This window comes from Chryseobacterium ureilyticum, from assembly GCF_900156735.1.
Taxonomy (GTDB): domain Bacteria; phylum Bacteroidota; class Bacteroidia; order Flavobacteriales; family Weeksellaceae; genus Chryseobacterium; species Chryseobacterium ureilyticum.
In genome coordinates, this window is sequence record NZ_FTOL01000002.1 from 376446 (window position 1) to 398988 (window position 22543).

General features: G+C 30.7%; 19 protein-coding genes, 1 tRNA gene and 1 pseudogene. 4 read left to right on the forward strand and 17 right to left on the reverse strand.

The features are described from left to right. Positions 1-40: 40 nt before the first annotated feature. Positions 41-1069 carry an AMP-binding protein gene (locus BW983_RS07920; RefSeq protein WP_076551413.1) on the reverse strand — a complete coding sequence of 343 codons (1029 nt, stop codon included), beginning with the start codon at positions 1067-1069 and terminating at the stop codon, positions 41-43. A gap of 98 nt (positions 1070-1167) precedes the next feature. Here BW983_RS07920 and BW983_RS07925 point away from each other — a divergent pair. Continuing rightward, a tRNA-Gln gene (locus tag BW983_RS07925) sits at positions 1168-1238 on the forward strand. 241 nt (positions 1239-1479) lie between these two features. On the opposite strand, the pseudogene BW983_RS07930 reads toward BW983_RS07925, so the two are convergent. The 14 genes and pseudogenes from BW983_RS07930 to BW983_RS07995 form a co-directional block, all read right to left on the reverse strand. Next, positions 1480-2126 (reverse strand): annotated as a pseudogene (locus BW983_RS07930) (ATP-binding cassette domain-containing protein); the annotation flags it as partial. A gap of 159 nt (positions 2127-2285) precedes the next feature. Then, the gene (locus BW983_RS07935) at positions 2286-3461 is read right to left on the reverse strand and encodes a zinc metalloprotease (RefSeq protein WP_076551416.1); all 1176 of its coding nucleotides are present in this window, start codon (positions 3459-3461) and stop codon (positions 2286-2288) included. Further along, positions 3461-5320 (reverse strand): prenyltransferase/squalene oxidase repeat-containing protein, encoded by a 1860-nt coding sequence (locus tag BW983_RS07940; protein ID WP_034975277.1) that lies wholly within the window; start codon positions 5318-5320, stop codon positions 3461-3463. Before BW983_RS07940 ends, BW983_RS07935 begins: the two co-directional genes overlap by 1 nt. Further along, entirely contained in the window at positions 5310-6458 is a 1149-nt protein-coding gene (locus tag BW983_RS07945; protein ID WP_028123564.1) for a hypothetical protein, read from the reverse strand. The genes BW983_RS07940 and BW983_RS07945 overlap by 11 nt, the downstream gene beginning before the upstream one ends. Further along, positions 6455-6748 carry a hypothetical protein gene (locus BW983_RS07950; protein WP_028123565.1) on the reverse strand — a complete coding sequence of 98 codons (294 nt, stop codon included), beginning with the start codon at positions 6746-6748 and terminating at the stop codon, positions 6455-6457. The genes BW983_RS07945 and BW983_RS07950 overlap by 4 nt, the downstream gene beginning before the upstream one ends. 53 nt (positions 6749-6801) lie before the next feature. After that, entirely contained in the window at positions 6802-7005 is a 204-nt protein-coding gene (locus BW983_RS07955; RefSeq protein ID WP_028123566.1) for a hypothetical protein, read from the reverse strand. Positions 7006-7222: 217 nt separating this feature from the next. After that, positions 7223-7786: a hypothetical protein gene (locus BW983_RS07960; RefSeq protein WP_028123567.1), complete on the reverse strand. Its 564-nt coding sequence runs from the start codon at positions 7784-7786 to the stop codon at positions 7223-7225. A 5-nt stretch (positions 7787-7791) separates the two neighbouring features. Further along, a complete protein-coding gene (locus BW983_RS07965) occupies positions 7792-8646 on the reverse strand; it encodes a relaxase/mobilization nuclease domain-containing protein (RefSeq protein ID WP_051259716.1) in 855 nt (284 codons plus the stop codon). Further along, the gene (locus tag BW983_RS07970; RefSeq protein WP_076551422.1) at positions 8643-9113 is read right to left on the reverse strand and encodes a plasmid mobilization protein; all 471 of its coding nucleotides are present in this window, start codon (positions 9111-9113) and stop codon (positions 8643-8645) included. The genes BW983_RS07965 and BW983_RS07970 overlap by 4 nt, the downstream gene beginning before the upstream one ends. Positions 9114-9249: 136 nt before the next feature. Continuing rightward, positions 9250-10137, reverse strand: coding sequence for a toprim domain-containing protein (locus BW983_RS07975; RefSeq protein ID WP_028123569.1), 888 nt, complete (start codon positions 10135-10137; stop codon positions 9250-9252). A 249-nt stretch (positions 10138-10386) separates the two neighbouring features. Next, positions 10387-11556 carry a VapE domain-containing protein gene (locus tag BW983_RS07980; RefSeq protein ID WP_028123570.1) on the reverse strand — a complete coding sequence of 390 codons (1170 nt, stop codon included), beginning with the start codon at positions 11554-11556 and terminating at the stop codon, positions 10387-10389. 47 nt (positions 11557-11603) lie between these two features. Next, a complete protein-coding gene (locus BW983_RS07985; protein WP_028123571.1) occupies positions 11604-11909 on the reverse strand; it encodes a DUF3853 family protein in 306 nt (101 codons plus the stop codon). Positions 11910-12105: 196 nt separating this feature from the next. After that, entirely contained in the window at positions 12106-13059 is a 954-nt protein-coding gene (locus tag BW983_RS07990; protein ID WP_028123572.1) for a hypothetical protein, read from the reverse strand. Next, positions 13056-14399, reverse strand: coding sequence for a site-specific integrase (locus BW983_RS07995; protein WP_123956722.1), 1344 nt, complete (start codon positions 14397-14399; stop codon positions 13056-13058). The genes BW983_RS07990 and BW983_RS07995 overlap by 4 nt, the downstream gene beginning before the upstream one ends. 862 nt (positions 14400-15261) lie before the next feature. Here BW983_RS07995 and BW983_RS08000 point away from each other — a divergent pair. Genes BW983_RS08000 through BW983_RS08010 form a run of 3 tightly spaced genes read left to right on the forward strand, consistent with a single transcriptional unit; the run spans position 15262 to position 20931 of the window. Further along, a complete protein-coding gene (locus BW983_RS08000; protein ID WP_076551424.1) occupies positions 15262-15888 on the forward strand; it encodes a hypothetical protein in 627 nt (208 codons plus the stop codon). A 1-nt stretch (position 15889) separates the two neighbouring features. Further along, positions 15890-20719 (forward strand): CotH kinase family protein, encoded by a 4830-nt coding sequence (locus BW983_RS08005; protein WP_076551427.1) that lies wholly within the window; start codon positions 15890-15892, stop codon positions 20717-20719. Positions 20720-20730: 11 nt separating this feature from the next. Next, positions 20731-20931 carry a hypothetical protein gene (locus BW983_RS08010; protein ID WP_076551430.1) on the forward strand — a complete coding sequence of 67 codons (201 nt, stop codon included), beginning with the start codon at positions 20731-20733 and terminating at the stop codon, positions 20929-20931. Between the two features lie 247 nt (positions 20932-21178). Here the strand turns inward: BW983_RS08010 and BW983_RS08015 are convergent, their stop codons facing one another. Both BW983_RS08015 and BW983_RS08020 read right to left on the reverse strand, forming a co-directional pair. Continuing rightward, entirely contained in the window at positions 21179-21577 is a 399-nt protein-coding gene (locus BW983_RS08015; RefSeq protein WP_076551433.1) for an ACT domain-containing protein, read from the reverse strand. Between the two features lie 143 nt (positions 21578-21720). Next, a complete protein-coding gene (locus BW983_RS08020) occupies positions 21721-22353 on the reverse strand; it encodes an HdeD family acid-resistance protein (RefSeq protein ID WP_076551435.1) in 633 nt (210 codons plus the stop codon). Positions 22354-22543: the final 190 nt, after the last annotated feature.

Below are 22543 nucleotides of genomic sequence, written 5' to 3' on the forward strand. Positions count from 1 at the left end.
TTTTAATTTCTTGATTAGAATACGGAGTTCAGGAATTCGGCTATCTATTTTCATTAATCATTTTATACAGCTCTATTCTACTCACTTTTCCGTTGGGCGTTCTCGGGATTTTATTAATGAAAATAATTTCCTTTGGTCTGTGAAAATTTTTCTCAAAAGATACTTGTCCAATATGTTGAATCACCTCATCAGATTCGTTTCCTTCAACGATCAATATTAATTTTTGTCCTAAACTTTCGTCCGGCAAACCTACAAATATAGCTTCGTTTGGTATTTCTTTTTTCACCAAAATTTCTAAAGCTTCAGGAAAAATTTTTGCTCCTCCGGAATTGATTACATTATCTATTCTTCCTAAAAATTTAAATTGTTTATCATTTTTAATATCAACCAAGTCATTAGTTTTCAATACCTCAACATTAACATTCGGCGCAAATATTGTTAAGCAACCTCTCTCATCGAGGGAAATAGACACATTTTCAAAAGCAGTGAAATAATCTTCTTGTTCAGGCATCAATTGTTTCAAAGCAATATGGGAAAGCGTTTCTGACATTCCATAAGTTTCAAAAATACGGTTTGAGCGGTCAAGATTCATCTGAAGAATTTTATTTTTCAGACTTTCCGAAACAGCTGCTCCACCAATGATGAGATTTTTGATCAGATGTAATTTATCCAATGAATTTTCTACCTGAAGCGGAGTCATTGCACAAAAATCTATTTCTTCTGTTAAATGATCTACAGGATGTAAAGATGGTTCTGCTACGATTAACTTTAACTTTCTCTCCATAGAACGTACGACCATCATTTTTCCTGAAATATATTCTACAGGCAGACACAATAAAGCTTTGTTTCCTTCTTTTAATCCTAAAAAGTTACAGGTCATCACTGCTGAATTGATCATTTTCTTTTTTTCAATCCCAAAAACTTTAGGAACTCCGGTAGAACCTGAAGTTTGTACATTTATTGTTTCTCCTTCGGAAGACCATTCTTCTAAAAAATTTCCGACTTTTTTTTCAAACTCAGAATTGAAGGATAATTGATTAATATTGAGATTATTGAAATCTATCTGCATGTTTTTAGTAAATAAAATCTACAGTAAATTTAAAAAAAAATTCAAAAAGTTCTTGCATCTAAAGAAAAAAGCTGTAAATTTGCACCACTAAAACAAACAGACTCATGGTGTAGCGGTAACACTACTGATTTTGGTTCAGTCATCTGGGGTTCGAATCCCTGTGGGTCTACAATATCACTTGATAATCAGTGATTTAAATTAATTACAGCCAATTTTACAGCCAAAAGCAATGTAAAATTGGCTTTTTTATTTTTTTGATATTTCAAGATATTTTAGGAAACATAATTAAAAACCCCGTGAGTTTTAACTTACAGGGTTTTGATTTATTTCTTCTTCTAAAATGATTTAGCCCTTATTTTGTATTGATTTATGAATCAAGACGCCATAATTATAAAATCAAGACAGTTTATTCAGCTTCCTAATTCCAATTGATTTTTTACAAGATTATAATATTCACCTTTATTTGCTGTCAATTGTTGATGATTTCCCTGTTCTACAATTTGTCCATTTTTTAGAACAATGATTTGGTCGGCTTTTTTTACAGTTGAAAGGCGATGTGCTATAATCAGGACTGTTTTTCCTTTAAAGAACGATTGTAAGTTGTCATGAATTGTCTTTTCGTTTTCCGCATCCAATGCCGAAGTTGCTTCATCAAAAAAGATGTAATGTGGATTTTTATAAACGGCACGTGCAATCAGAATACGTTGTTTTTGTCCTCCTGAAATTCCATTTCCTGATGCTCCGATTTTGGTGTTATATCCTAAAGGAATACTGTCGATGAATCCTTCTATATTGGCTATTTTTGTAGCATTTTGTAATCTTTCCCTATTAATTTCTTCATCTCCTGTTGCAATATTTCTTTCGATAGTATCCGAAAAAATATACCCGTCCTGCATCACTACGCCACAATTCTCTCTCAAACTTTTCGGTGAGATGATCTCTAAATCATCATAGTTGTAAAAGATACTTCCCTTAACAGGTTTGTAAAATTTAAGAAGCAATTTCATTATGGTGGTTTACAACTTCCGGAAGCTCCTACTAAGGCAGTTACTTTCCCTCACTCTCCGCAAAAAAAGCCTATAAACAACGTGTTTATAGGCTTTTTAATTTTCGGGTGCTAATTTAGGTGCTAATTTTTCTATATGAAATTTCATTTTAAAAGTCAATTCTATAACTTTAAATTGTGCAATTATTTAGTGTGTTTGAAAAACAATAATTATCTCTTCATTATTCCTAAAATTATCTTGACACTTATAATGTAAAAAATTAAGACTGATAATAGTTTGAATAATTCATTAAAGCTTAAATTAAACTTCCATTGAAAGATTGAGATAACTATTTTATAAATTGTTATGGGAAAATTTATAATTGAATACCAATTTAAAAATATTTGATAATAGAAAAACAGAGCTATCATTACAATGTTAAAGCCCCCATATAAAGCAATAAGATAATCCTTTTTCGTTAGTATAGACTTTTCATTTTTAAAAGTAGATAATAGAATCAATTTTAAGTTGTTCATGGCATGGAAATTAAGATTAGGCTTGTTCAACAAGTCTGACAATATCCAATATCCATCAGCTCGCAAAAATGGGATTAGATTGTATAATGCTTTTACTGAAATAGCCAATGCCAAAATTTCCAGTATATGATATTTTGTAAAAAAACCAATAATTAATAGTAATAAGCAAAAAATAATTTCAAAATAAATACCTGCACTATTTACTATAATTCTTTTCCACTTACTTAATCTCCATATATCCGTCACGTCTGCAAAAAATGCTGGTATGAAATACAAGTAAAAACCAAAGCCAATTCCTCCATGTCTTGCCTTGAAAAAATGGGATGCACTTGCATGTCCCAGCTCATGAAAAATAGTACTTATAAAAAGTAGCAATATAAAATATGGCACAAAAGTATTAGAGTTGAGAGTCGGATTATTATAATAATTTGTATAAATACTATATCCAAAAATAATGATTGAAAAAAAAATAACCGAATAAAAAACTTTCCTGACAAACAATAGTTTCAAGAAGGGAACTATTGTTGAAATTACTTCTGGTTTAAGAAAAATGAAACCATATTTTATATAGTCCGGAATTTTTGATTGTTCTTTTATTGAATCATCGTGACCAAAAGTTCCATACTGTTTTAGCTGACCAAAAAGCAATATAATTTGTGAATCTGAAATAGGTACTTTATGGCTTTTTTGAAAATCCATATTAATTTGTGATACTGTTCTGCTCCCATCTGCTAAACTTAATAAATCATAGTATTTCTGATTCAGTTTAGTATATTTATTAAGTTTTACATTATGCAGTAAATATTCACTTTCATTGAATTTTGAAAATTCAATATCTGATGATAGTTTATATACAGGGCTTTCCTCCATTATAGTAAAGCCTTTAATGCGTAAGCAGTAGTAAGCGTCTTACTTTTGTAAGGCTCATGGGCTTTAGGTTTAATAAAATTTTCCGCCTTCCAACTACCATTTTCATGCTGATGTTCTATTAAAAATTGTTGTGCGCTATTTTTCATTTTCTCAAGTTCAGGAAACTCTAATAAATTCATGCAAAAAATAGCAAAAGAAGTTGACAAATTTTTATATTGATTCTCATCAAAACTTCCATCAGCATTTTGGAAACCAATCAAAAAGTCTTTTATTTTCTGCTTGACAGCTCCATATTGTGTAGGAAACTCATTAAGCAACCTCAGACAAACATATGTACCATAAAGTTTACCATAGTACCATCTGCTCTCCCAATACCCTTGCTCTTTTTGCTCTGAAATAATATACTTGATTGCTTTTTCTATGGTGGACTTGTATTTTTCTGAATCTAATAAGGTTAAAGCATATACAAAGTTGGCTACAACTTCCACATCTGCCCCTTTTCCCCATTTGGTAGAATTGAATAAATCCTGTTTTTTCTGTTTTTCAGTAAGATTTACTTTAGGAAGAATCCAAGTTTCTATTCCACCACTAGGCTGTGTTCTTTCAGATACGGCAATACTAATTGCTTTTATACAATATTTATCTACCAATTTCCCATTTCCTGTTTTGATAAACTGTTGCATAATTTGCCCTAGATCGTCAATATCTGCTGCTATTTCCTGAACAGTTGGAAAATAAGACCAAGCTCCAATATTGTCCTTATTTTGTCTTCCTTCTATATATTGATTTTCTTTTTCAATAAAAACTTGAAGATTAAGATTAAAAGAATGTGCAATTTCCAACAAACAATCATTCAATAATGCTCTTTGAAAAGTATCTGAAGAATGGATATCAATTTCATTCTCGAATCCTTCCATACCTCCTAAATACATAAAATGCTTTAAATCAACATAATTTTGAAGAAAATCACTCTTAATGAATTGCAAGCCTTTAAAAAAAAAGTCTATTGTGACTTTATTAAAATCAAAAAAGTAATCTTCTTGAATTAATTTTCTTTTTGTATTTGCTTTTTCTTCTATTGTTTTGACATAACCATTAACTGAATCCTTGGTTTGAAGAATTGTTTTTTCAAAGTCGCAGATTGTATCCAGCCACAAACTATCCGGTGGCAATTTTTCAATTACTTTTTTAGCCTTCTCCAAATAATAAATTGATTTTTCAAAAAGAATAACACTTGTTCCATCTATATAAAACAACTTATTTAAAATATTTACATCATATTTATATTTGGAAAAGTCTAATGTTTTGGATAATTCATATACCGCCCAATTAAATTGTTTTTTGTTAAAGTCCTCTGTGAAATCTATAATATCATCATATAATTGAAACCCTATCGAAAAATATTTATGAGATTCGAGCAGTAAATTATAAATTTCGCTATTGTTACTATTTTCTGAAAAAATAAATAAACTATCAATAGCTACTTTTCCAAAGGCAGATTTCATATCTGCAACTTTATTATAATTCTCTTCACTTGGATTATTCCAAAGGTTTTTTTCTAATGATATTGCCTTGCGAAACTCTCTTTTTCTTGTTTCCCAAAGATTCCAAAAATTGTTACCATCTTCATATATTGTGGATAAAATTTTTATTGCATTCTCTTGTAAATCTAAAACATTAAATATTCTATGATTTTCTTGATTATCAATAACAGCATCTAATTGCAAAATAGATTGATAAAAATAAAAGCCTGCTTTTGAAAGCAGGTCTATTGTCACCTTATCTATATCTGGAAAATAATCGTGAAATAGTTTAGGATAATATTCGTAAAATTCTGGAGATTTCTTTTTATGGCTCATCAATAAATTTCTGTTCTTCTTTGGAAAGTAAAGTATTATTTTCTTTAATCTCTTTATTAGCAATATTTTCGGTTAGATTTTTATTTAAATCAATTTTATTTTTCAATCCTTTTTTATCTGATTCTAAAAATTTTTGAAAATTTATTTCTTGAATAAATGAAACGGGATACTTTTTTTCTTTGTATAGCGCATAACCTTTAATTTCGGTATAAACTAAAGCTGGTAGATATTTTCCGTCTTTTTTATAAAAATCATATTTGATATTATTTGAAGTGGCTACACCTTCGTAAGCTTCTCCTCGTTTGTTCTTGTTCTTGAACGACTGAGACATATTTGTTATATAAAGATCAAAACTACTAATGACTTTGTCTGTTTTGCTATATGTAAATTTTCCTTTATATGTATTTATTTCATCTTTTGTTTCAAAATAAATAATTTGAATGTTCTGGTTTTCTGAAAGTATTTTTGAAACAAATACACTATTTTTTGTATCATTTAAAAAACCAATAATTTCACTATTAAAAAATAACTTCTGAATAAAGTTTTTGGGAGTTATTTGAATATCTGTATTAAAGGGATAATCATTAGAAGATACTTTAGTTTTAAAATATTTAATGTTGTTAAAGCCGATTTGGACAAAAGAGTCGACATTATCTTGTGCCTTAAAATTATAGGCATTTGCTAAAGCCCATATGTCAATATTGGCTATTAAAAGGTTAATCATTTTCCCATCAATATAACCTTTTTGCTTTATTGTAGATTGATATAGAGAGGGCTTACTGTAATATATGCTTAGATAATCTTTTAAAGCATTTTGAAACATTTGCCTTATATCTATTTTGGATATTTTCACCTCTTCAATATCTTTATATAATGGCTTTAATTTTATAATAGGAGTTAAAGACTCCAATGTTAACTCTTCATATCCTTGAGCAAAAATATTCAGTGGTTTCTTATCATTTTTTAGTTCTACTTCCCCATCATCGTTACTATACAGCACCACATTATCAGACATAATTCTAACATTTTGAAGAGGTTTGTTTTCTTCAGAATCAATAATTCTTACTTTGATATTTTGAGGAAAATAAAATTGTAATGATAACCCCAAATAGGCTATTAAAAATAATATGGACTTCATTTAGTTGTATTATCTCTTTGATATATTAATGTTCTATCAAATCCATTTTGAAAATAAATCCGATTTGTAAAATTATCTCTGTAAATAACTTCTTTTTCTTTTCCAAGAGAAAAATTAAAACCACTCTTTTTTTGTGGTTTTTTAAAATCTATTACTATTTCTTTTTTGTTGCTTAATCCTAATATTGCAGTATCTTTTTTATATTTAAGAGAATCAGTATACTTTGGAAGTAACTGTGCGTTAATTTGTGAGGATATCAACAAAATTGTTGTAAAAAAAACTACTCTCATAAAAATTGAAATATAAAAACAGCTAATACATAGATTGTATTAGCTGTTACTTTTTAAAATGTCCAAGTGGCACTACCTCCAACGGCAGTAGTATTGGTTTCAATTGTTTCACCAGCATCAAACATTGTAGGTGCAGATACACTTACGTCCCAAGCCTTCATTTCAAATCTTTGTTCCAATTCTTCCATTTGGAAATTTTCTAATAATTCATTTTTTTCAACTTCTTGATCTAGTTGAGTAAAATTTTCTGCATTCATAATATTTTTTTATAAAATTTGACTATAGCAAATTTAAAATAAATTTTTAATTGTGCAATTTTTATATAAATTATTATGTATGATTTAAGACTATTAAGAATAAATTTTCAAATATTTACCGTTTTAATCTACTCTTTTGGTTCTGTTTATTTTTAATATTTTCCAACCCACTTACTATTTTGTTTTCCAAACTTTAAAAAAAATAAAGACAATAGACCTATTTAGCTTCGTAACCATCTTTGAATCTCAGGAATTTCTCCGCATCTTTCGGGTTTTTATTAATCCATTTTTGTACAAGTTCGGTGTTGTTTTCTAATTTTTGAATGTCGTCTTTAGGATATAGCAGTTTTCCATCCTTTTCAAATTCGGAAAGGATTTCCTCTCTAAGCTCGCTTTTGGAACGGATACTTTCGGAATACCATTTGAATGCAAGATTTCCACTTATTAGAATTGTCGAAAATGACAGTAAAATTGCACCAAAAATACCCCAAACAAGATTCGATTTTCGTAAAGCTTCAATACTTTGCTGAGATAATTCCGCAATAATTATTTTCGGGATTTGACTTACGGTTTTCTTAAATATTTCATTTTCTTTTTGATAAGTTCTTGATGTTTCATCGATTATATTTATCAAAGCCGATACAGATTGTTCAAGTTCTGAAGATACATTCATATAATCTTCAACTGAAGCTTTAGTTTCTGTGTTAGATTCAATATTTGCTTTACAGGATTCTATAACTTGATTCAAAATCTCCATTCCGTCTTTTTGTGTATTGTCCATAATTTTTAACGTTTAAATTTTTTATTGTTCTCTATTTTCATTTCATTATTTCTCAAATCCTCATTCCGTTTATTTTGTCTAAGAAATTCCGAATCATTTGATGTTTTCAATTGTTCCGAGCGTTTTGTTTTATCTTCAAAGATTTTCTTTATTTCCGATATTTTCAGCTTGCTAGTAATTTCCGAAAGCTTGTATCCTGCTTTATACTGACGTGAGGTTTCATCGTTGATATCTGTTTTAAGAACGATTCTCATTCCCGAAATCCCGACCTTGACATTGCTCGACAATGAAACCAAATAACCCCGATTCGACATTTCCAAAACCAGCTCTTCAAAATTTTTAGAATTTCCGATACTGGCAACCAGATTCTCATACATCTCATTTCTTTTATCAATGCCTGTTTCGATGTCTGTCTTTATACCCAAATCTCTACAGATTTCCCTTACAGCCTTACCGAAATTCTCCCCGATATTGTGGGATTTGACCGTACATTTTCCAAAAGTGTCAATCCGGTTTACCACGAAATGAATATGCTTTTGTTTCGTAGAATTGTGGACATCCAAGCGATATTGGTTGTTTTCCGAAACTCCGACTTTTGCAAGAGCCTGTATCGTGATTTTCGCCAGTTCTGCATCAGAAAGTTGGTCGCCTGTTTCTTTTGGTGGTGAGATATAACCTGTCAAAGCCCATTTTTTGACATTGGAATTTCTTTTTGCTATTGCTTTCATTTCCAAAAATTGTTCTTCAGGACTGCTTCCGAGAAGATTGTTTGTTCCAAGCATCTTCGCCGTTCCTTTGTCAGTTCCGTTGTATTCCAAAGCGATTTTGGAAATCAGTCTTGTTGTTGCCGAATTATTCATAATTCTTCATTCATCAGATTCTCCCGTTCGTGAATCTTTTGATAGAGGTATTGTTTTATCAATGTCAAAACGGTTTCGATTTCCAGCAGGATATTTTTTTTATTTTCAAAAGCAGACCATTCGGAATTTCGCAAAAGGTTGGTGATTCGGATAAAGTTATTGCCATATTCCAAAAGGATTTTATCAGTTTCAAATTCCTTGACTTTCAACTCCTCTTTTGTTGCTACCATTCGAAGAAGGGTCGAAATTTTCAAACTGTATTTATTAGCTTCGTCCTCCAGAAACTTAAATTCCTTTTCGGTAAATCGCACGGAAACAACTCGTAAAAGATGGTTCGCACTTTTCTTTTTCAGCCCTCCTTTTTTTCCGAGTTCACGGAAGTATTGTTTCCTTTTTTCCGTCTCTTTTTTTTGTTCCTGCTCACGGGAGACTTTCAGGACAAAACTTTTCAAAAAATCATTCTCCATATTTTTGTGTATTTATTATTTATCAACATTCAGTTTGTTTTTCAAGACGTTTTTGACGATAGGAAAAAACCAAAAAGTTCCAATTTTACAATTAGCGTCCACGCTTTTTGTAAACATTGGGTACTTTTTGCACTCACTATCTGCCATATTTTGGACGACGTTCTTCTTTAATTTCATTATTCATCAAAAACGCATTCAAATCTTTGTGATTTTTGTAGAGCAAACGTTCGTCTGTGATATTTTTATGTAGATTGATTAATTGTTCGGTTGCCAAATTTCCAGCTTCATCATTATCAAAATAGAGTTCAACTTTTTGATGGTTTTCAAGTTCAGTTTTAGCTTTGAAAAGTATAGAAACCGAATTTAAAATCAGGTAATCCGAAGGTTCTTTTTCGAGTGATTTTTCCAAAATTTTGAATGATAAATAATCCGTAAATCCTTCAAAAATTCTCAACGTTTCACTTCCGTTTTTAATCGTAGAAATATCCTTTTTTCCGAGACAGATTTTTGAATATTTATTGCGGATTTCGTAACCGCTTGAATTGTTTTTGAAACCAAGTCCGAAATAATTTTTGTCATGAAGCAAATAATAAATTTCCTTTAAATCCGATTTTTGACTTTCCAGATTTCGGGATTTTAAATAACTCAAAAGTGAAGAACGTTCTACATTTTTAATTTCCAAAATCTCATAATTGGTTTTTGATTTTTTATCAGAATTTTGTTTATTTTTCGAATTGTCATTTCTATCAAAACTTGAAAATTCAAATTGTCTCAGATATTCCAATGCTTCAGAAACCGAACACTTTTTAATGGCTTGAACCAAAGAAACATTATCGTATTGTTTGCCAGTTCCAAAATCGAAAGCTGTATTTTTTCCAAAATTGACGATTACACTTGGTGTCCGTTCTTTTCGGTCAAAAGCAAAATAAAATGCTGATTTCAAATTTTCTTTGCTTGGAAAAAGAGAAAAACTATCCAAAATCTCTCTAATATTAATATTTTCGTTTGCGGTTTTACAGTTCATTTTTTTAATATTTTAAAGTTTTGTAAGTTTTTTCAGAATCTTCTTACCTTTCTACCAAAGTCTTTGTTAGAAAGAGTTTTGGTTAATTTTTGTCAGTTACCTTTTTCTACCTATTTACCTTTTCAAAGTTTATAAATTGGTAACTTAGGTAAGAAGAAATTTTAATGTTACCTTATTAGAAAAACCTTTATTAATAATAGTTTTAAAAGATTTTAGGTAAGTTGGTAATTGAGGTAAGTCGATTTGCTACTATTCGTTTTTTGATTCTTCGATTTTTCGTTTGATTACATAACCATAGACTTGTCTTTTGGAATGTTTTATCCGTTCATAATTTAAAACCGTTAATGCTTTTCCGATTTTTATAATGTTTAACCGAACTCCCAAAGCATTATTCATCGCCAACATAATATCAGTTGCAGTGAGGAATTCATTTTTATTTTCAGATTTTTCAAAATGAGTGATAATAATTTCCTGCTCCAAACTGATTTGTTTGTATTTTTCATTCCGTTTCTCGTTTTCCAGAATGTCTTCAGCAGTGAGTTCCGGATTGTAGTTTTTTCTTTCAAAAGCATTGAAATATGCTTGAGCCCAAACTTGATTAATATTGATTTCCTTAGAATAATTGAAATCAATTTCCAACACTTCAAAAATTTGCCAACGCACACTTCCTGTTTCATCGGTTAAAAAATCAGAACGATTAGTGGAACCACAAAAAGAAGCCGTTCTGTGCATTAATGACGATTTTCTGTCGTAAGGTAATCTTGCATTAATAGTATTTTTGGAAATAAAGGATTTCAGCGTATTCACATCAATTTTAGACATCACCGAAAGTTCATCAATGTTGATAATCAAAGATTTACAAAGAGAAATCAATCCATCTTTATCAATTCCAATATCTTCGGTATAATATTTTTCTAATTCGGTTGGAATCAGGAATCTCAAAAAACTTGTCTTTCCAGAATTTTGTTTGGTATTGAACAAAACGAAACATTGTTTGTTGACGTACCCTTTCTTTAGTGAACACAAAACCGCTCTCGTTAACCATTTTTCAAAATGATTTTGAAACGATGCATTATCGGTTGTCGTGATGTAATTTGCTAACTTTTGAATATGATTCTCACCGTTCCATTTTGGTAGATTTTTAAAGTAATTTTCAATCGGATTGTATTTCTCTATCCAATGACTTTTCAGCAAAATCTCCAACTTATTCAAAGTGATATTAATCCCAAATTGAATCAACTCAATAAACAAGGAATTGATATTGAGTTCGTCCCAATCTTCATTTTCGGTACGGATTTCAAATTCTAAAGCAACTTCATTGTACCGGACTTTGTATTTTTGGTTCAGATATTTGATGACCTTATCAAAGACCGTGACTGAACCTGCTTCTGTTTGATACCGTTTTTGAGCTTTTCCCATCTACTTCAGTTTAACAGCCTGATTTTTTTTAATGAATAACCTGAGTTTTATTTTTTCTCACTGTCATTAAATAATTTGAGGGCTTCGTCTGCATTTACGACTATGGTTCTGTTTCGTTGGAAAATTGCCCCATCAATTACACCACTTTTTTTAATTCGATTTGCAGTTGCAATAGAACAATCAAAAAGATTTGCAATTCCACGAATACCATAAACCAATTTTGGATTTGCTTTCGCTGATGATTCAGACTGAATCTTTTCTGTTTTGTTCTGGTTTTCTGTTTTTGTTAGTGTCAAAAATTCCTCCCCCGTCATTTGCCAAATAGGCTTTGATAATAAATTTTGTGTATCCATTGTTTTAAAATTTTCTGATACAAAATTTGGAAGTTTTTGAAATTCAGAAAAATTCAAAATAAAAATCAGCACAATTATTTGTGCTGATTTTCAATAAATTATAATATTTTAAACTATTTTGAGATTCTATAAAATTCTAAGTGTGTCAAAATGTGATTTTTTGAAATGTTTATTGATTTTAATCAATTTTATGAGATTAAAAGGAGTTCATTTTTGCGAGAGAAATAATGTCGTCAATTTCCTTGTCAATTTCGTTTTTATTTTCTTCAGAAGGATTGATTTTCTTTTCAAAATCTTTTATTTCAAAATAATCTACCATATCTTTTTTCCAATTAGTGGCTGATTCAGGTAAAATAAATTCATTTGCAATGCAATTGATTGCATAAGCGATATTTCTGTCTTTTTTTTGCTCTTTTTCCAATGTCATTATTTTACTTTCTAATAGTTGATTAGAAAATTCCACATAGCCGATATGCTTGATTAATTTTAATTCGACAAAAATTTTATGGATAAAATAAACCAATCTTTCTTCTTTCAACAATTTTTCGGAATATTTCTCGAAATGATCAAGTCTTAAAAGTTGATTTTCAATCTCATTAATTTGATTGGTAATTTCAATAGGATTAATGTTTAAAAGATAAGACAAACCACGTTTTTTAGATTCCCATTTTTGATACAAAGAAGAACTAATATTTTGTTCATTGTTGTATTTTTTCTTAACTATTTCGTATTCATCATTTAATTGCTTAATTTCAATTGAATCATTGGCATATTTGTAAGCCCAACTTTCTAATTTGGAATTCAGTTCTCTTTCTTCTGAACTAATTTCACGTAATTGCTTATAGTGAAAATCATATTCGCTTTTTTCTTTCGCAGATTCTTTATCTATTAGATTTGAAATTTTATTAAATCCTAAAACATCCTTTTTATAATGAATAAGAAATTTCAATCTCTGTATGGAATTTTTGTATTCTTTGTAAATTAAACCAGGTCTTTTGTGTTCAAATAATTCACTAAATTCAATTTCGTTCAAAGATTTTGAATATTCAAATAGATTATCAATCAAAGATTTTGATAGATTATCTCTGTTTAAATTATTTAGTGATTTTTCTAATTTTAGTGTTGTATCAAGGTGTTCAGATATTTTCATATGATGTTAAGTTTTTGCATTTGAACTTCTCTTGTGGAATCTACTACATCAATATAAGGTTTCATCGATTGATAGTCCGAATGTCCTGTCCATTTCATAACGACGTGAATTGGAATTCCTTTTGAAATACAAAGGCAAATAAATGTACGTCTGCCAATATGTGAAGAAAAATATTCAAATTTTGGTTTGGTGTCATCTTTTCTACTATTTCCGATAAAGTAAGTGTGATTTATCGGTTCATCTATTTCGGCTAAACGTCCCAACTCTTTCAAATATTCATTAATTTTTTGATTTGAAATTACTGGCAACGCCATTTCTGTTTCGATTTCTGAATATTTTTCTAATATTTCTTTGGAAATATCATTTAACTCAATTGTGATGGAATCAGACGTTTTCTTGGTAACAATATAAAGTTTATCATTTTTGATGTCTGTCTTTTTTAGTTTTTGAACATCGGAATATCTCAATCCTGTAAAACACGTAAAGAGAAGGACGTCACGTACTCTTTCGAGATATTTTTTGGTTTGAGAGATTTCTAAATTTTTAATTTTAAGAATTTCTTCTTCAGACAAGAAAACCACAACTTTGTCCGCCGTTTTTATTTTTGGTGCAAACTGTTGAAAATATTGATTATCACAATAATTATTTTTCACAGCGAATCTCAAAAACCATTTTAGATTTTTCAAATACTTTTTCGTTGTAACATTGTTTAACTTCAACGTATTAGAAAAATAAGAAAGTAATTTTGGAAGACCTTCGGAATTGAGATTGTCAAAAGTAAGATTTGGGTTGAATGAAAGTAAATGATTTTTTAGTGCGTCAAATTTTTTATACGTATCAATCGTCCAATTATTTACTTTTCCAGAATAATCTGTGAATTTATCAAAGGTATCGAAAAAAGTTTCAATTTCCATTTCCTTTTCATCAGTTTTGATAGCTTTTTTCTCTTTTGTATTGCCTTTATTTTTAACCTGTCCAAAACTAATTTTCAATTCATCTAGATCAGGAATTCTATCTTCAACCTGACATTTAATGAAAAAAGCCTGTAAATCATTCTCAAGATTACTCAGTTTAGTGTTAATCTCTTCAATAGTTTCCCCATTAATATTAGAAATACCTTTCTTAATTTGAGATAATTTCTCGTCCCAATTATTTCTATCAACACGAAAACCTGTAAAAAGATTCACTCTATTTGAATTGAAAGTTACACGGAAGAAAATCGGAACATTATGATTAACTATTACACCGTCTTTTTTTCTTTTCTCCAAAACAATGTTGATTTTTCTTTTTATATTTATCATCTCAATATTAAAATAAATTACAGCCAAAATTACAGCCATTTTTTATGATATCCAAATAGATTTATTGAATATCATAAAATTAATAAAAATAGTAATTCATTGAAAATGTACAATTTATATATTTATTGAGGCTTTAAGCAATGGTAGGTGAAAATCCCTGTGAGTCTACAAACCACTCTTTTTTAAGGGTGGTTTTTGTTTTTTGTTCTCTTTTGAAAAATAAAAAAGGGAAATAGAAAAAATGTTCTGTTCTTTACAGATTCGAATTAAGGGTCGCTGAAATGGGTTTTCAACACAAAGTTTTTATTTTGATTCTGCAATATCACTCGTCAATTTTGACAATAACCTCTTTGAAAAATCTGATTCCTTCAGATAATTCCATGAAACCATTCTTCTAACATCATTTTTGCTACTAAAAAATGTTCTTTCATATTTTTTAAAGAAACCTTTAATATAATCTTCATTATAAATCTGGTTCTTTATTTCAAATCACTTCCCAATAAAAACATATCGCCGCGATTACAATATTCACGAGTCCATTTATGGCACTAGTATAAAATAATTGATTATTAATTCACACCGTCTTATTTCGGTAAAAAATACTTGTTACTGCAATTACAGAATAGCGAGGTCAAAAAACTTTTATAAGGACAAAAAAACAATGAAATTTGCACTCTAAAGAATGTAGTTGATTTAAAATAAATTACAAAAAAACATTGCGAAAATATATGTTTTCTAAGTTGTAACCATATTAATGATTCACTAATTGACAGTACGATAAAAGAGGGAGAAAATCAATAATTACTCAAAAGAAATAGCATTCTATTTAACTACAATAAGTCTATCAAGAATAGACTTTCCCTCACATCATCAATTTTATAAAAACTAATTTCCAATAATAATGAAAGTACCATTAAAAACAATATTTAGCTGGTTTGAAAAAGGTGACATGCCCACGGAAAATCAGTTTCAGCAGACCTTTTCTTCATTCCGTCATTTAGATGAAAATATCAAGATGGATGAGGTAACAGGTTTAAATGAAACTTTTCAAAAAACGGTATCCAGCACAGCTTTTACAAATCATCTGCAAGATGAAAGCGCACACAATTTAGTGCTCGCAAGACTTAATGCATCCAATCTTACTGCTAGAAATATAGAAGAATGGAAAGAAAAATTAAAGATCAAACTAGCAGCCACTATAGACGATGGTGAAGAGACCGGAAATGTCTATACAAAGAAACAAATCGAGGAAATTGTAAATATACTTCAGGAGCAGATAGACCTACTTAAAGGTTCAGAAGCAAATTCTTCCTTTGGAGGAATTTTAAGACCTACTGATAATATTATTGTTAAGCCTGGATCAGCAAAATGGTTTTGGGCAGGGAGTGGAGTCTACGAAAATGCTTCAGGAGTTACAATTGAAAATTTCGGAATAATTTCCTTTAACGGTCTGGTTTGGTCTGTTCTGGAGGTGAATATGCCCGGAGGTGGAGCAGATGGTTTTATTGATTTAACACAAGAAGATTAAAATGAGATATACAGGAAGAATTTATTTTACAAATTATGAAAGATCAGATAAAGAAGTTGCAGATAACTTCATTTATCCCGTGATGTTCTTCATTAAAAATGAAGATGGAAAAATCATTAAACAGATTGCATATTCAGCTTTAGGAGAAAAGTCAGAAAGTGAATACGGAACTGGTGGAGGAACCGGAGGAGGCAATGGAATTGTTTTCCGTGCAAAATCTGAAATACCTGCATCGTTCGTAAAATCATTTGGAAGCGAAGTTAAACTAGTCTTTTCATGGTCATCCATCGACAGCGTTGATGGTAGTGAGACTGGCGGAGGAACTGCGAGTATTGTAAAGGGAAATACAATCCTATTTAATAAAAACATTAATCAGGGAGTCAATGAGATAGATATCACATCATATATTTTGGCGGGAGATAATACAATAACGCTTAGTATCACCGATAGTTATGGAAATAATAGGAAATTAAAATATGATATTCAAACAATAGCACTTGCTTTAAGTACTACATACGACAAGACCACTATTAATTCAGGACCCATCATTTTTCGATATATTCCAACCGGGAATGTAGAGAAGACAATTCATTTCAAATTAAATGGATCAGATCTTCCGCCAGTAGTTACTTCAATTAATAACAAAGAGCTTCTTTATGAAATTCCTGCACAGCCGCACGGAGTTCATATTTTAGAGGTTTATATGACCTCTGATTTGTCAGGAGAGATCATTGAAAGCAATCATTTATTTACAGATATCATCAGTGTTGTTGCCGGTAATTTAACGCCTCTGGTTTCTTCGGCAAATAATGTTGTTGCTAATCAATATGCTCCAGCTTCGATTGAATATCTGGTGTATTCACCATCATCAAATTATAGCGATGTTGAGATTTTGGTCGATGGAGTGAAGGTTTCAGAATTGGTAGTAAATAGAAGTTTGCAGAAGTTCACCTATACATTTATGGACTCAGGTGCGCACACTGTAACTTTTAAATGTGGCAATGTCACGAAAAATACTTCAGTAGTTGTAGTAGCATTTGATATTCAGATAGAAGCCGAAACGTTAGGCTTGGAATTATTTTTAAGCAGCCGAAACAGAAACAATTCAGAGATTAACAAAAACGAATGGAAATATAAAAATTTATCATGTACTCTTACTGATTTTGATTTCAGCACCAATGGTTGGATTCAAGATTCAAAGGGTTCTGTGGCGCTTAAAGTGAGCGGAAATGCAAGGGTTGAGATTCCTTTTAAAATTTTTGAAAATGATTTTAAAACAGGTGGTAAAACATTAGAATTTGAATTTTCAACTTCAGATATAAAAAACAGTGACAGTACTATTTTTTCTTGTAAAAATGGAAATGTTGGGTTTATTGCTACCTCAAATTCGTTTTCGTTCAGTTCTGAGCAGGAAGGTACGTCCATATTTTTTAAAGAAGAGGAAAGGATTCGTGTAAGTGTAGTCGTTACAAAGGTTGCAGATCAAAGATTGGTATTTGTGTATATCAATGGAATTATATCTTCATTATATCAGTATAATTCATTAGACAGCTTTTTACAACAAGCACCTCAAAACATTACCATTGGAAGCAGTGATTGTACTATTAATCTATATAATATCAGGGTTTATAATAATAATCTAAACGCCGATCAGATGTTGTCAAATTACATCGCTGACATGGATAACCTGGTTGAAAAAGTCAACATATACGAGAGAAATAAATTGTACGATGCATTCGGAAATTTGTCCTACGATAAATGTTTACAATCAATTCCATGTTTAACCATTGTTGGAGATTTACCAACTTATAAAGGCGATAAAAAAACAATTGTTGGAGAGTATGAAAATGCTCAAGATCCTACAAAATCGTTTTCTTATATAAATGCAAGTATTGATGTTCAGGGTACATCATCACAATATTATCCCCGAAAAAACTTTAAAATAAAATTTAATGGAGGTTTTAAAAATGGTGAAATAAATTCTTCAAAATACAAGCTTCGTGATAATTCATTGGCGGAAAAGACATTTACTTTTAAAGCCGATTTTATGGAGTCTTCAGGTTCTCACAACATTGGTTTGGCGAGGCTTGCACAAGATTCTTTGAATAAGTTAGGCTATTTAGTTCCTCCACAATTGGTAAATCCAAATATTAGAACAACGATGGATGGTTTTCCGATGCTTATTTTCCACCGTGCTACACCAGATTCGGAGCGTATTTTTCTCGGAAAATATAATTTCAACAATGATAAGTCGAATGAAGCAACCACAGGTTTTACAGGTGGTCAGGAATGCTGGGAATTTTTAAACAATACGTCAGATAATACATTATTTATTTCTACAGATTTTCAAAGTGTAGATGGAAATGGTAAGCATTTATGGAAAAATGATTTTGAGGGAAGATATCCGGAAGACAATGAAGATACTTCTAATCTTGAAGCTTTGCATACATGGATTGTGAGTTGCAAAAATAATCCTTCAAAATTCAAAACCGAGGCTCCAGATCATTTTAATATTCAGTTTTTACTGTTTTATTATGTATTCACTGAGTTTTTTGCAATGGTAGATCAGCGCGCTAAAAATCAAATGTTTGCGATGTATCCGGATGCGCAAGGAAATAATCGTTGGTATCTTATATTTTATGATAATGACACGGTTTTAGGTCTTAATAACGAAGGTCACAATGTGTATGATTATTGGGTAGAAGCCCACGACCAAGTAGGAAGTGGTTTTGTCTGGAATGGCGCACTTTCAGAGCTTTGGAAATTGGTTGAAGTTGCTTTTGATACTGAAATTACGGCTTTGTATCAGCAAATGAGAACTTCTGGAATTCTGACTTATGATAAGTGTAATACTTATTTTAATACATTAGAATCTGACAAATGGGCTGAAAGTATTTTCAATGAAGATGCAAAATATAAATATATAGATCCTTTGGTTGTTGCCGGGAACGGAAGTTACTTATACCCCGCACAAGGTTCAAGAAAATCGCACAGGAATTATTGGTTATTAAATAGATTCAGATATATGGACGGAAAGTATGACACGTCTACTTTCTCATCTGATTATATCACAATGCGACTTTATACACCTTCGGGCACGCCTGCCATTCCTCCAAATGCTAATTTCTTATTAACGGCTCAGAAAGACGGGTATACGAAAATTAAGTTTGGTTCTTACATCAATAGGGCACGATTGCGAAAAAACATTTCATCCTTAGTTCAAGCTCCGGCGATTACTTTTAACGACACAGAAACTATTATCTATGGTGCCTCTGCAATTAAAGATCTTGGAGATTTGTCAGGAAAGTATCTAGGTACTTTAGATGTTTCAAAAGCGATGAATTTATCAAAATTAAGAATCGGGAGTCAAAACGTTGGATATTCTAATCAAAATTTGCGAAATATTTTTGTCGGAAATAATACGTTGTTGGAAGAGTTGGATATTTCGAATTGTCCTAATCTCACGCAAGCTGTTGACTTGTCGGGCTGTACAGCAATAAAGAGCGTGTACGCGGAGGGGTCAGGAATAAGTGCCGTACTGTTGCCGAAAGGTGGTTTACTAAATTCATTAGTGCTCCCTACGGCTGCCAATACTCTTATTTTAGACAATCAAAATTTTATTTCCAATCAAAATTTAGTTTTTACACCAACGAATATCACCACACTTTATATTAAAAACTGTTCAAAAATAAATGTAGCTACTATTGTCAATAGTTTAACGAAAATAAGTAGAATTAGTGTCAATAATCTTGTAGGAAGCAGTGATAATAGCGATTCTTTTTATAAGCTTATTAGTGCAAAAGGGATTGATGATAATGGAAATACAATACCTCATTCTATTGTAGAAGGAAGTTGGAAATTTACTTCAATATATAATGATGATAAAATTTTTATGGAAGCCAATTGGCCTGATTTTCACTTTACATATACCAATATTTTGACCTATATAGAATTTTCATACGTTGGTCGGGAAACTGCATTAGCTGCCTTATATGATACTACAGGTGATGGACATATAAGTTTTGATGAAGCTAGGGCTGTGAAAGTTATAGCCAATGATACTTTTAATAAGAATTTATACCCTAGCAAAAATTTTGGCGGGACATTTCCTGAATCGAGGTTTTTTATCAATTTAGAAGAAATAGGAAATCAAGCTTTTTATGGTCAGGAATTTAAGGTTTTCGTTATGCCTGGAAGTGTGAAAAAAGTAGGAGACAATGCTGTATCTATGCTTTCATCGATTTATATTCCAACAGGCGATTTTAGCAATATTGAAGAATTAGGCAATTTCCCATTCAACTCTGCTGCTTTAGATATTAATTTATTTAAAAATGTGAAAATTTTTAAAATAAATTCGTTTATCCATATGTATGGTTCCAATGGGATTTATTCCCTTCCATTCATTACAGAAATTGGTAATATTAGTGGTAGTACTTTGATTAATATAAATAAAGACAAAAGCTATGTTAACTTTCTTCCAGATTATCGAGCAGATATTCTTGATTTTAGTGGATGTGTTGCATTGAAAAAGATTTATAAAAGAGGTATTTATATTGATCCTTATAAAAATGGAGATAGCCTCAAAATAATTTTGCCAGCTAGCTTGGAGTATCTTGGAGATACTGCAATATTTGTTTATCCATACGGAAGTTTTAAATTTCAATCAAGTTCAATAACTATTTTAGCGGAGGTTCCTCCTGTCCTATTAAGTGTATCGCTAGGACACGATACAAACTTAGTTACAATTTACGTTCCCGCAGCAAGTGTAAACGCATACAAGACGGCAACCAACTGGAGCTATCACGCTGCAAGAATTTTCCCAATTACATAAAAAATAAAAATATGATACAAAAAGACAATGTAATTACTTCAGAAGAAGGTAAGGTTTTTAGAAGAAAAATAGATGGGGTTATTTTCGGCTCCGAAATCTATTTAGGAACAACTTACTATCTCGACGGTATACGGCTCGAAAAACCAATTCAGGAAAAACCCGATGATTTTGAAGAAATTGATATCGAGGTTCAAACAGAAGAAATTGATTAAAAGATGATCAATTTATTACTTATTTCCTGAACGGAAATTTATAACTAGTCCTGACAATATGCTCAAAATACGACCGAATATAATGGCGAATCAGTGAGAATAATACTATAATTACGAATGTGTTTTTATGATGTAAGCTTTGATAGAACTATAAGGTCTTCAACTATTTGTTTCGATATTTGTTCGCTTTTGAGTACAAACCATCCTTTTTAAGGATGGTTTTTGTTTTTTAAAGAATTGATATCCTTTAATTCAACTCTTTAAGACCATTTAGTATCTCAATAGCTTTTGCAGCATCCTTTTCATCCACAAAAATATGGTCATGAAAGTAAGCAGCAACAACATTACAACTAATCCCTGCATCACTTAAAGCTTGTGAAAATTTTGCTGTTAAACCAACGGCAGATAAAGAAGAATGAACTTCAAGGGTAATCCATGATGCTACATAGCTAAAGCTTAAGTTCATAGCTTCTGCATCTTCTTTTTTAAGTACAACGGTTATACTTTCTGTTTCTTTAAACAGAAATAAAATTTTAAAAAAAGGAATCTCATTAATGTTGTCAACGGTACAATAGACATACTTTCCTTCGTTCAATAACGGATTTAAATTTTTCAAAATATTCTTTAAGTTCACTTCACCTTCCATAATTCATTGCTTTTTAGTGGAAAACGTATTTACAGCTCTCCTATTTATGATTGAGATAAAAATACAATATACTTCCATAAAAAATCAAGACAAAATAAAAAAAGACCTCCAGTTGAGGTCTTCACTATCATTTGATTATTAAATTACTTTTTAAGATCGTCAATTTCTTCCTGTATTGACTTTATTTTATCTCTCAGTTCCTGACTTACTTTTCCAGGGATCTTTTTAATCTTTCTTAAATCCAGAGCTAACATAATGGAGGCTATTCCCATAAAAATAAAGGAGACTCCCGTCAATGTAACTAATGAAATTCCCGCGAAAATCGGGTTAAATATTAACAATAGAGAAAATATAATTCCACCTGCACTTGCAAGGGCTACATTCCCCCAACTCTTTATTTTCATACTTTTCAGATCAAAAGCGAAACCTAGTAACTGAAAAGAACGGAACAACAAGGTAAACCCAATCACGAAAGGCAGGATAGACATTGAAATTTGTGGATAGGCTATTAAATAAACTCCAATTGCTGTTGTCAGTAAACCACTTACCAGAAACCAGCCCCAACCTTGTAAAGATTTACTATTCTGAAGGGAGAAAAAAACTTCTGTAATGCCGGAAAACAGAAATGAGACACTAAAAAAGATGGAAAGGGTAACATACGTTGCAAGCGGTACACTAAATACATAAAAACCACAGATTAGAAATAGGATTCCAAAGATCAATGGAATATACCAGTGTTTAACGGTATTAGTCAAGGTTTGAAATAAATTAGCCATAGAAGTGTTTTTAATGCGCCTACTTTGTATTGCGGTGTTCGGCTCGTCCGCCGGATTTTCTCAAAAACAGATCATAAATTCACCTGAATTTGAATAATTTCTATTACTAATTTACAAAAAGTAAAAGAAAAAAGCATCATATTAAAACAAAAGTTAATTCTACTTTTCTTAATATGATGCTTTTCTTAAG

What these genes read in the sequence shown, in the direction of transcription:
- BW983_RS07920 (WP_076551413.1), bottom strand. Translation starts at nt 1,069, where the DNA reads ATGCAGATAGATTTCAATAATCTCAATATTAATCAATTATCCTTCAAT.
- BW983_RS07935 (WP_076551416.1), bottom strand. Translation starts at nt 3,461, where the DNA reads ATGGAGGAAAGCCCTGTATATAAACTATCATCAGATATTGAATTTTCA.
- BW983_RS07940 (WP_034975277.1), bottom strand. Translation starts at nt 5,320, where the DNA reads ATGAGCCATAAAAAGAAATCTCCAGAATTTTACGAATATTATCCTAAA.
- BW983_RS07945 (WP_028123564.1), bottom strand. Translation starts at nt 6,458, where the DNA reads ATGAAGTCCATATTATTTTTAATAGCCTATTTGGGGTTATCATTACAA.
- BW983_RS07950 (WP_028123565.1), bottom strand. Translation starts at nt 6,748, where the DNA reads ATGAGAGTAGTTTTTTTTACAACAATTTTGTTGATATCCTCACAAATT.
- BW983_RS07955 (WP_028123566.1), bottom strand. Translation starts at nt 7,005, where the DNA reads ATGAATGCAGAAAATTTTACTCAACTAGATCAAGAAGTTGAAAAAAAT.
- BW983_RS07960 (WP_028123567.1), bottom strand. Translation starts at nt 7,786, where the DNA reads ATGGACAATACACAAAAAGACGGAATGGAGATTTTGAATCAAGTTATA.
- BW983_RS07965 (WP_051259716.1), bottom strand. Translation starts at nt 8,646, where the DNA reads ATGAATAATTCGGCAACAACAAGACTGATTTCCAAAATCGCTTTGGAA.
- BW983_RS07970 (WP_076551422.1), bottom strand. Translation starts at nt 9,113, where the DNA reads ATGGAGAATGATTTTTTGAAAAGTTTTGTCCTGAAAGTCTCCCGTGAG.
- BW983_RS07975 (WP_028123569.1), bottom strand. Translation starts at nt 10,137, where the DNA reads ATGAACTGTAAAACCGCAAACGAAAATATTAATATTAGAGAGATTTTG.
- BW983_RS07980 (WP_028123570.1), bottom strand. Translation starts at nt 11,556, where the DNA reads ATGGGAAAAGCTCAAAAACGGTATCAAACAGAAGCAGGTTCAGTCACG.
- BW983_RS07985 (WP_028123571.1), bottom strand. Translation starts at nt 11,909, where the DNA reads ATGGATACACAAAATTTATTATCAAAGCCTATTTGGCAAATGACGGGG.
- BW983_RS07990 (WP_028123572.1), bottom strand. Translation starts at nt 13,059, where the DNA reads ATGAAAATATCTGAACACCTTGATACAACACTAAAATTAGAAAAATCA.
- BW983_RS07995 (WP_123956722.1), bottom strand. Translation starts at nt 14,399, where the DNA reads ATGGCTGTAATTTTGGCTGTAATTTATTTTAATATTGAGATGATAAAT.
- BW983_RS08000 (WP_076551424.1), top strand. Translation starts at nt 15,262, where the DNA reads ATGAAAGTACCATTAAAAACAATATTTAGCTGGTTTGAAAAAGGTGAC.
- BW983_RS08005 (WP_076551427.1), top strand. Translation starts at nt 15,890, where the DNA reads ATGAGATATACAGGAAGAATTTATTTTACAAATTATGAAAGATCAGAT.
- BW983_RS08010 (WP_076551430.1), top strand. Translation starts at nt 20,731, where the DNA reads ATGATACAAAAAGACAATGTAATTACTTCAGAAGAAGGTAAGGTTTTT.
- BW983_RS08015 (WP_076551433.1), bottom strand. Translation starts at nt 21,577, where the DNA reads ATGGAAGGTGAAGTGAACTTAAAGAATATTTTGAAAAATTTAAATCCG.
- BW983_RS08020 (WP_076551435.1), bottom strand. Translation starts at nt 22,353, where the DNA reads ATGGCTAATTTATTTCAAACCTTGACTAATACCGTTAAACACTGGTAT.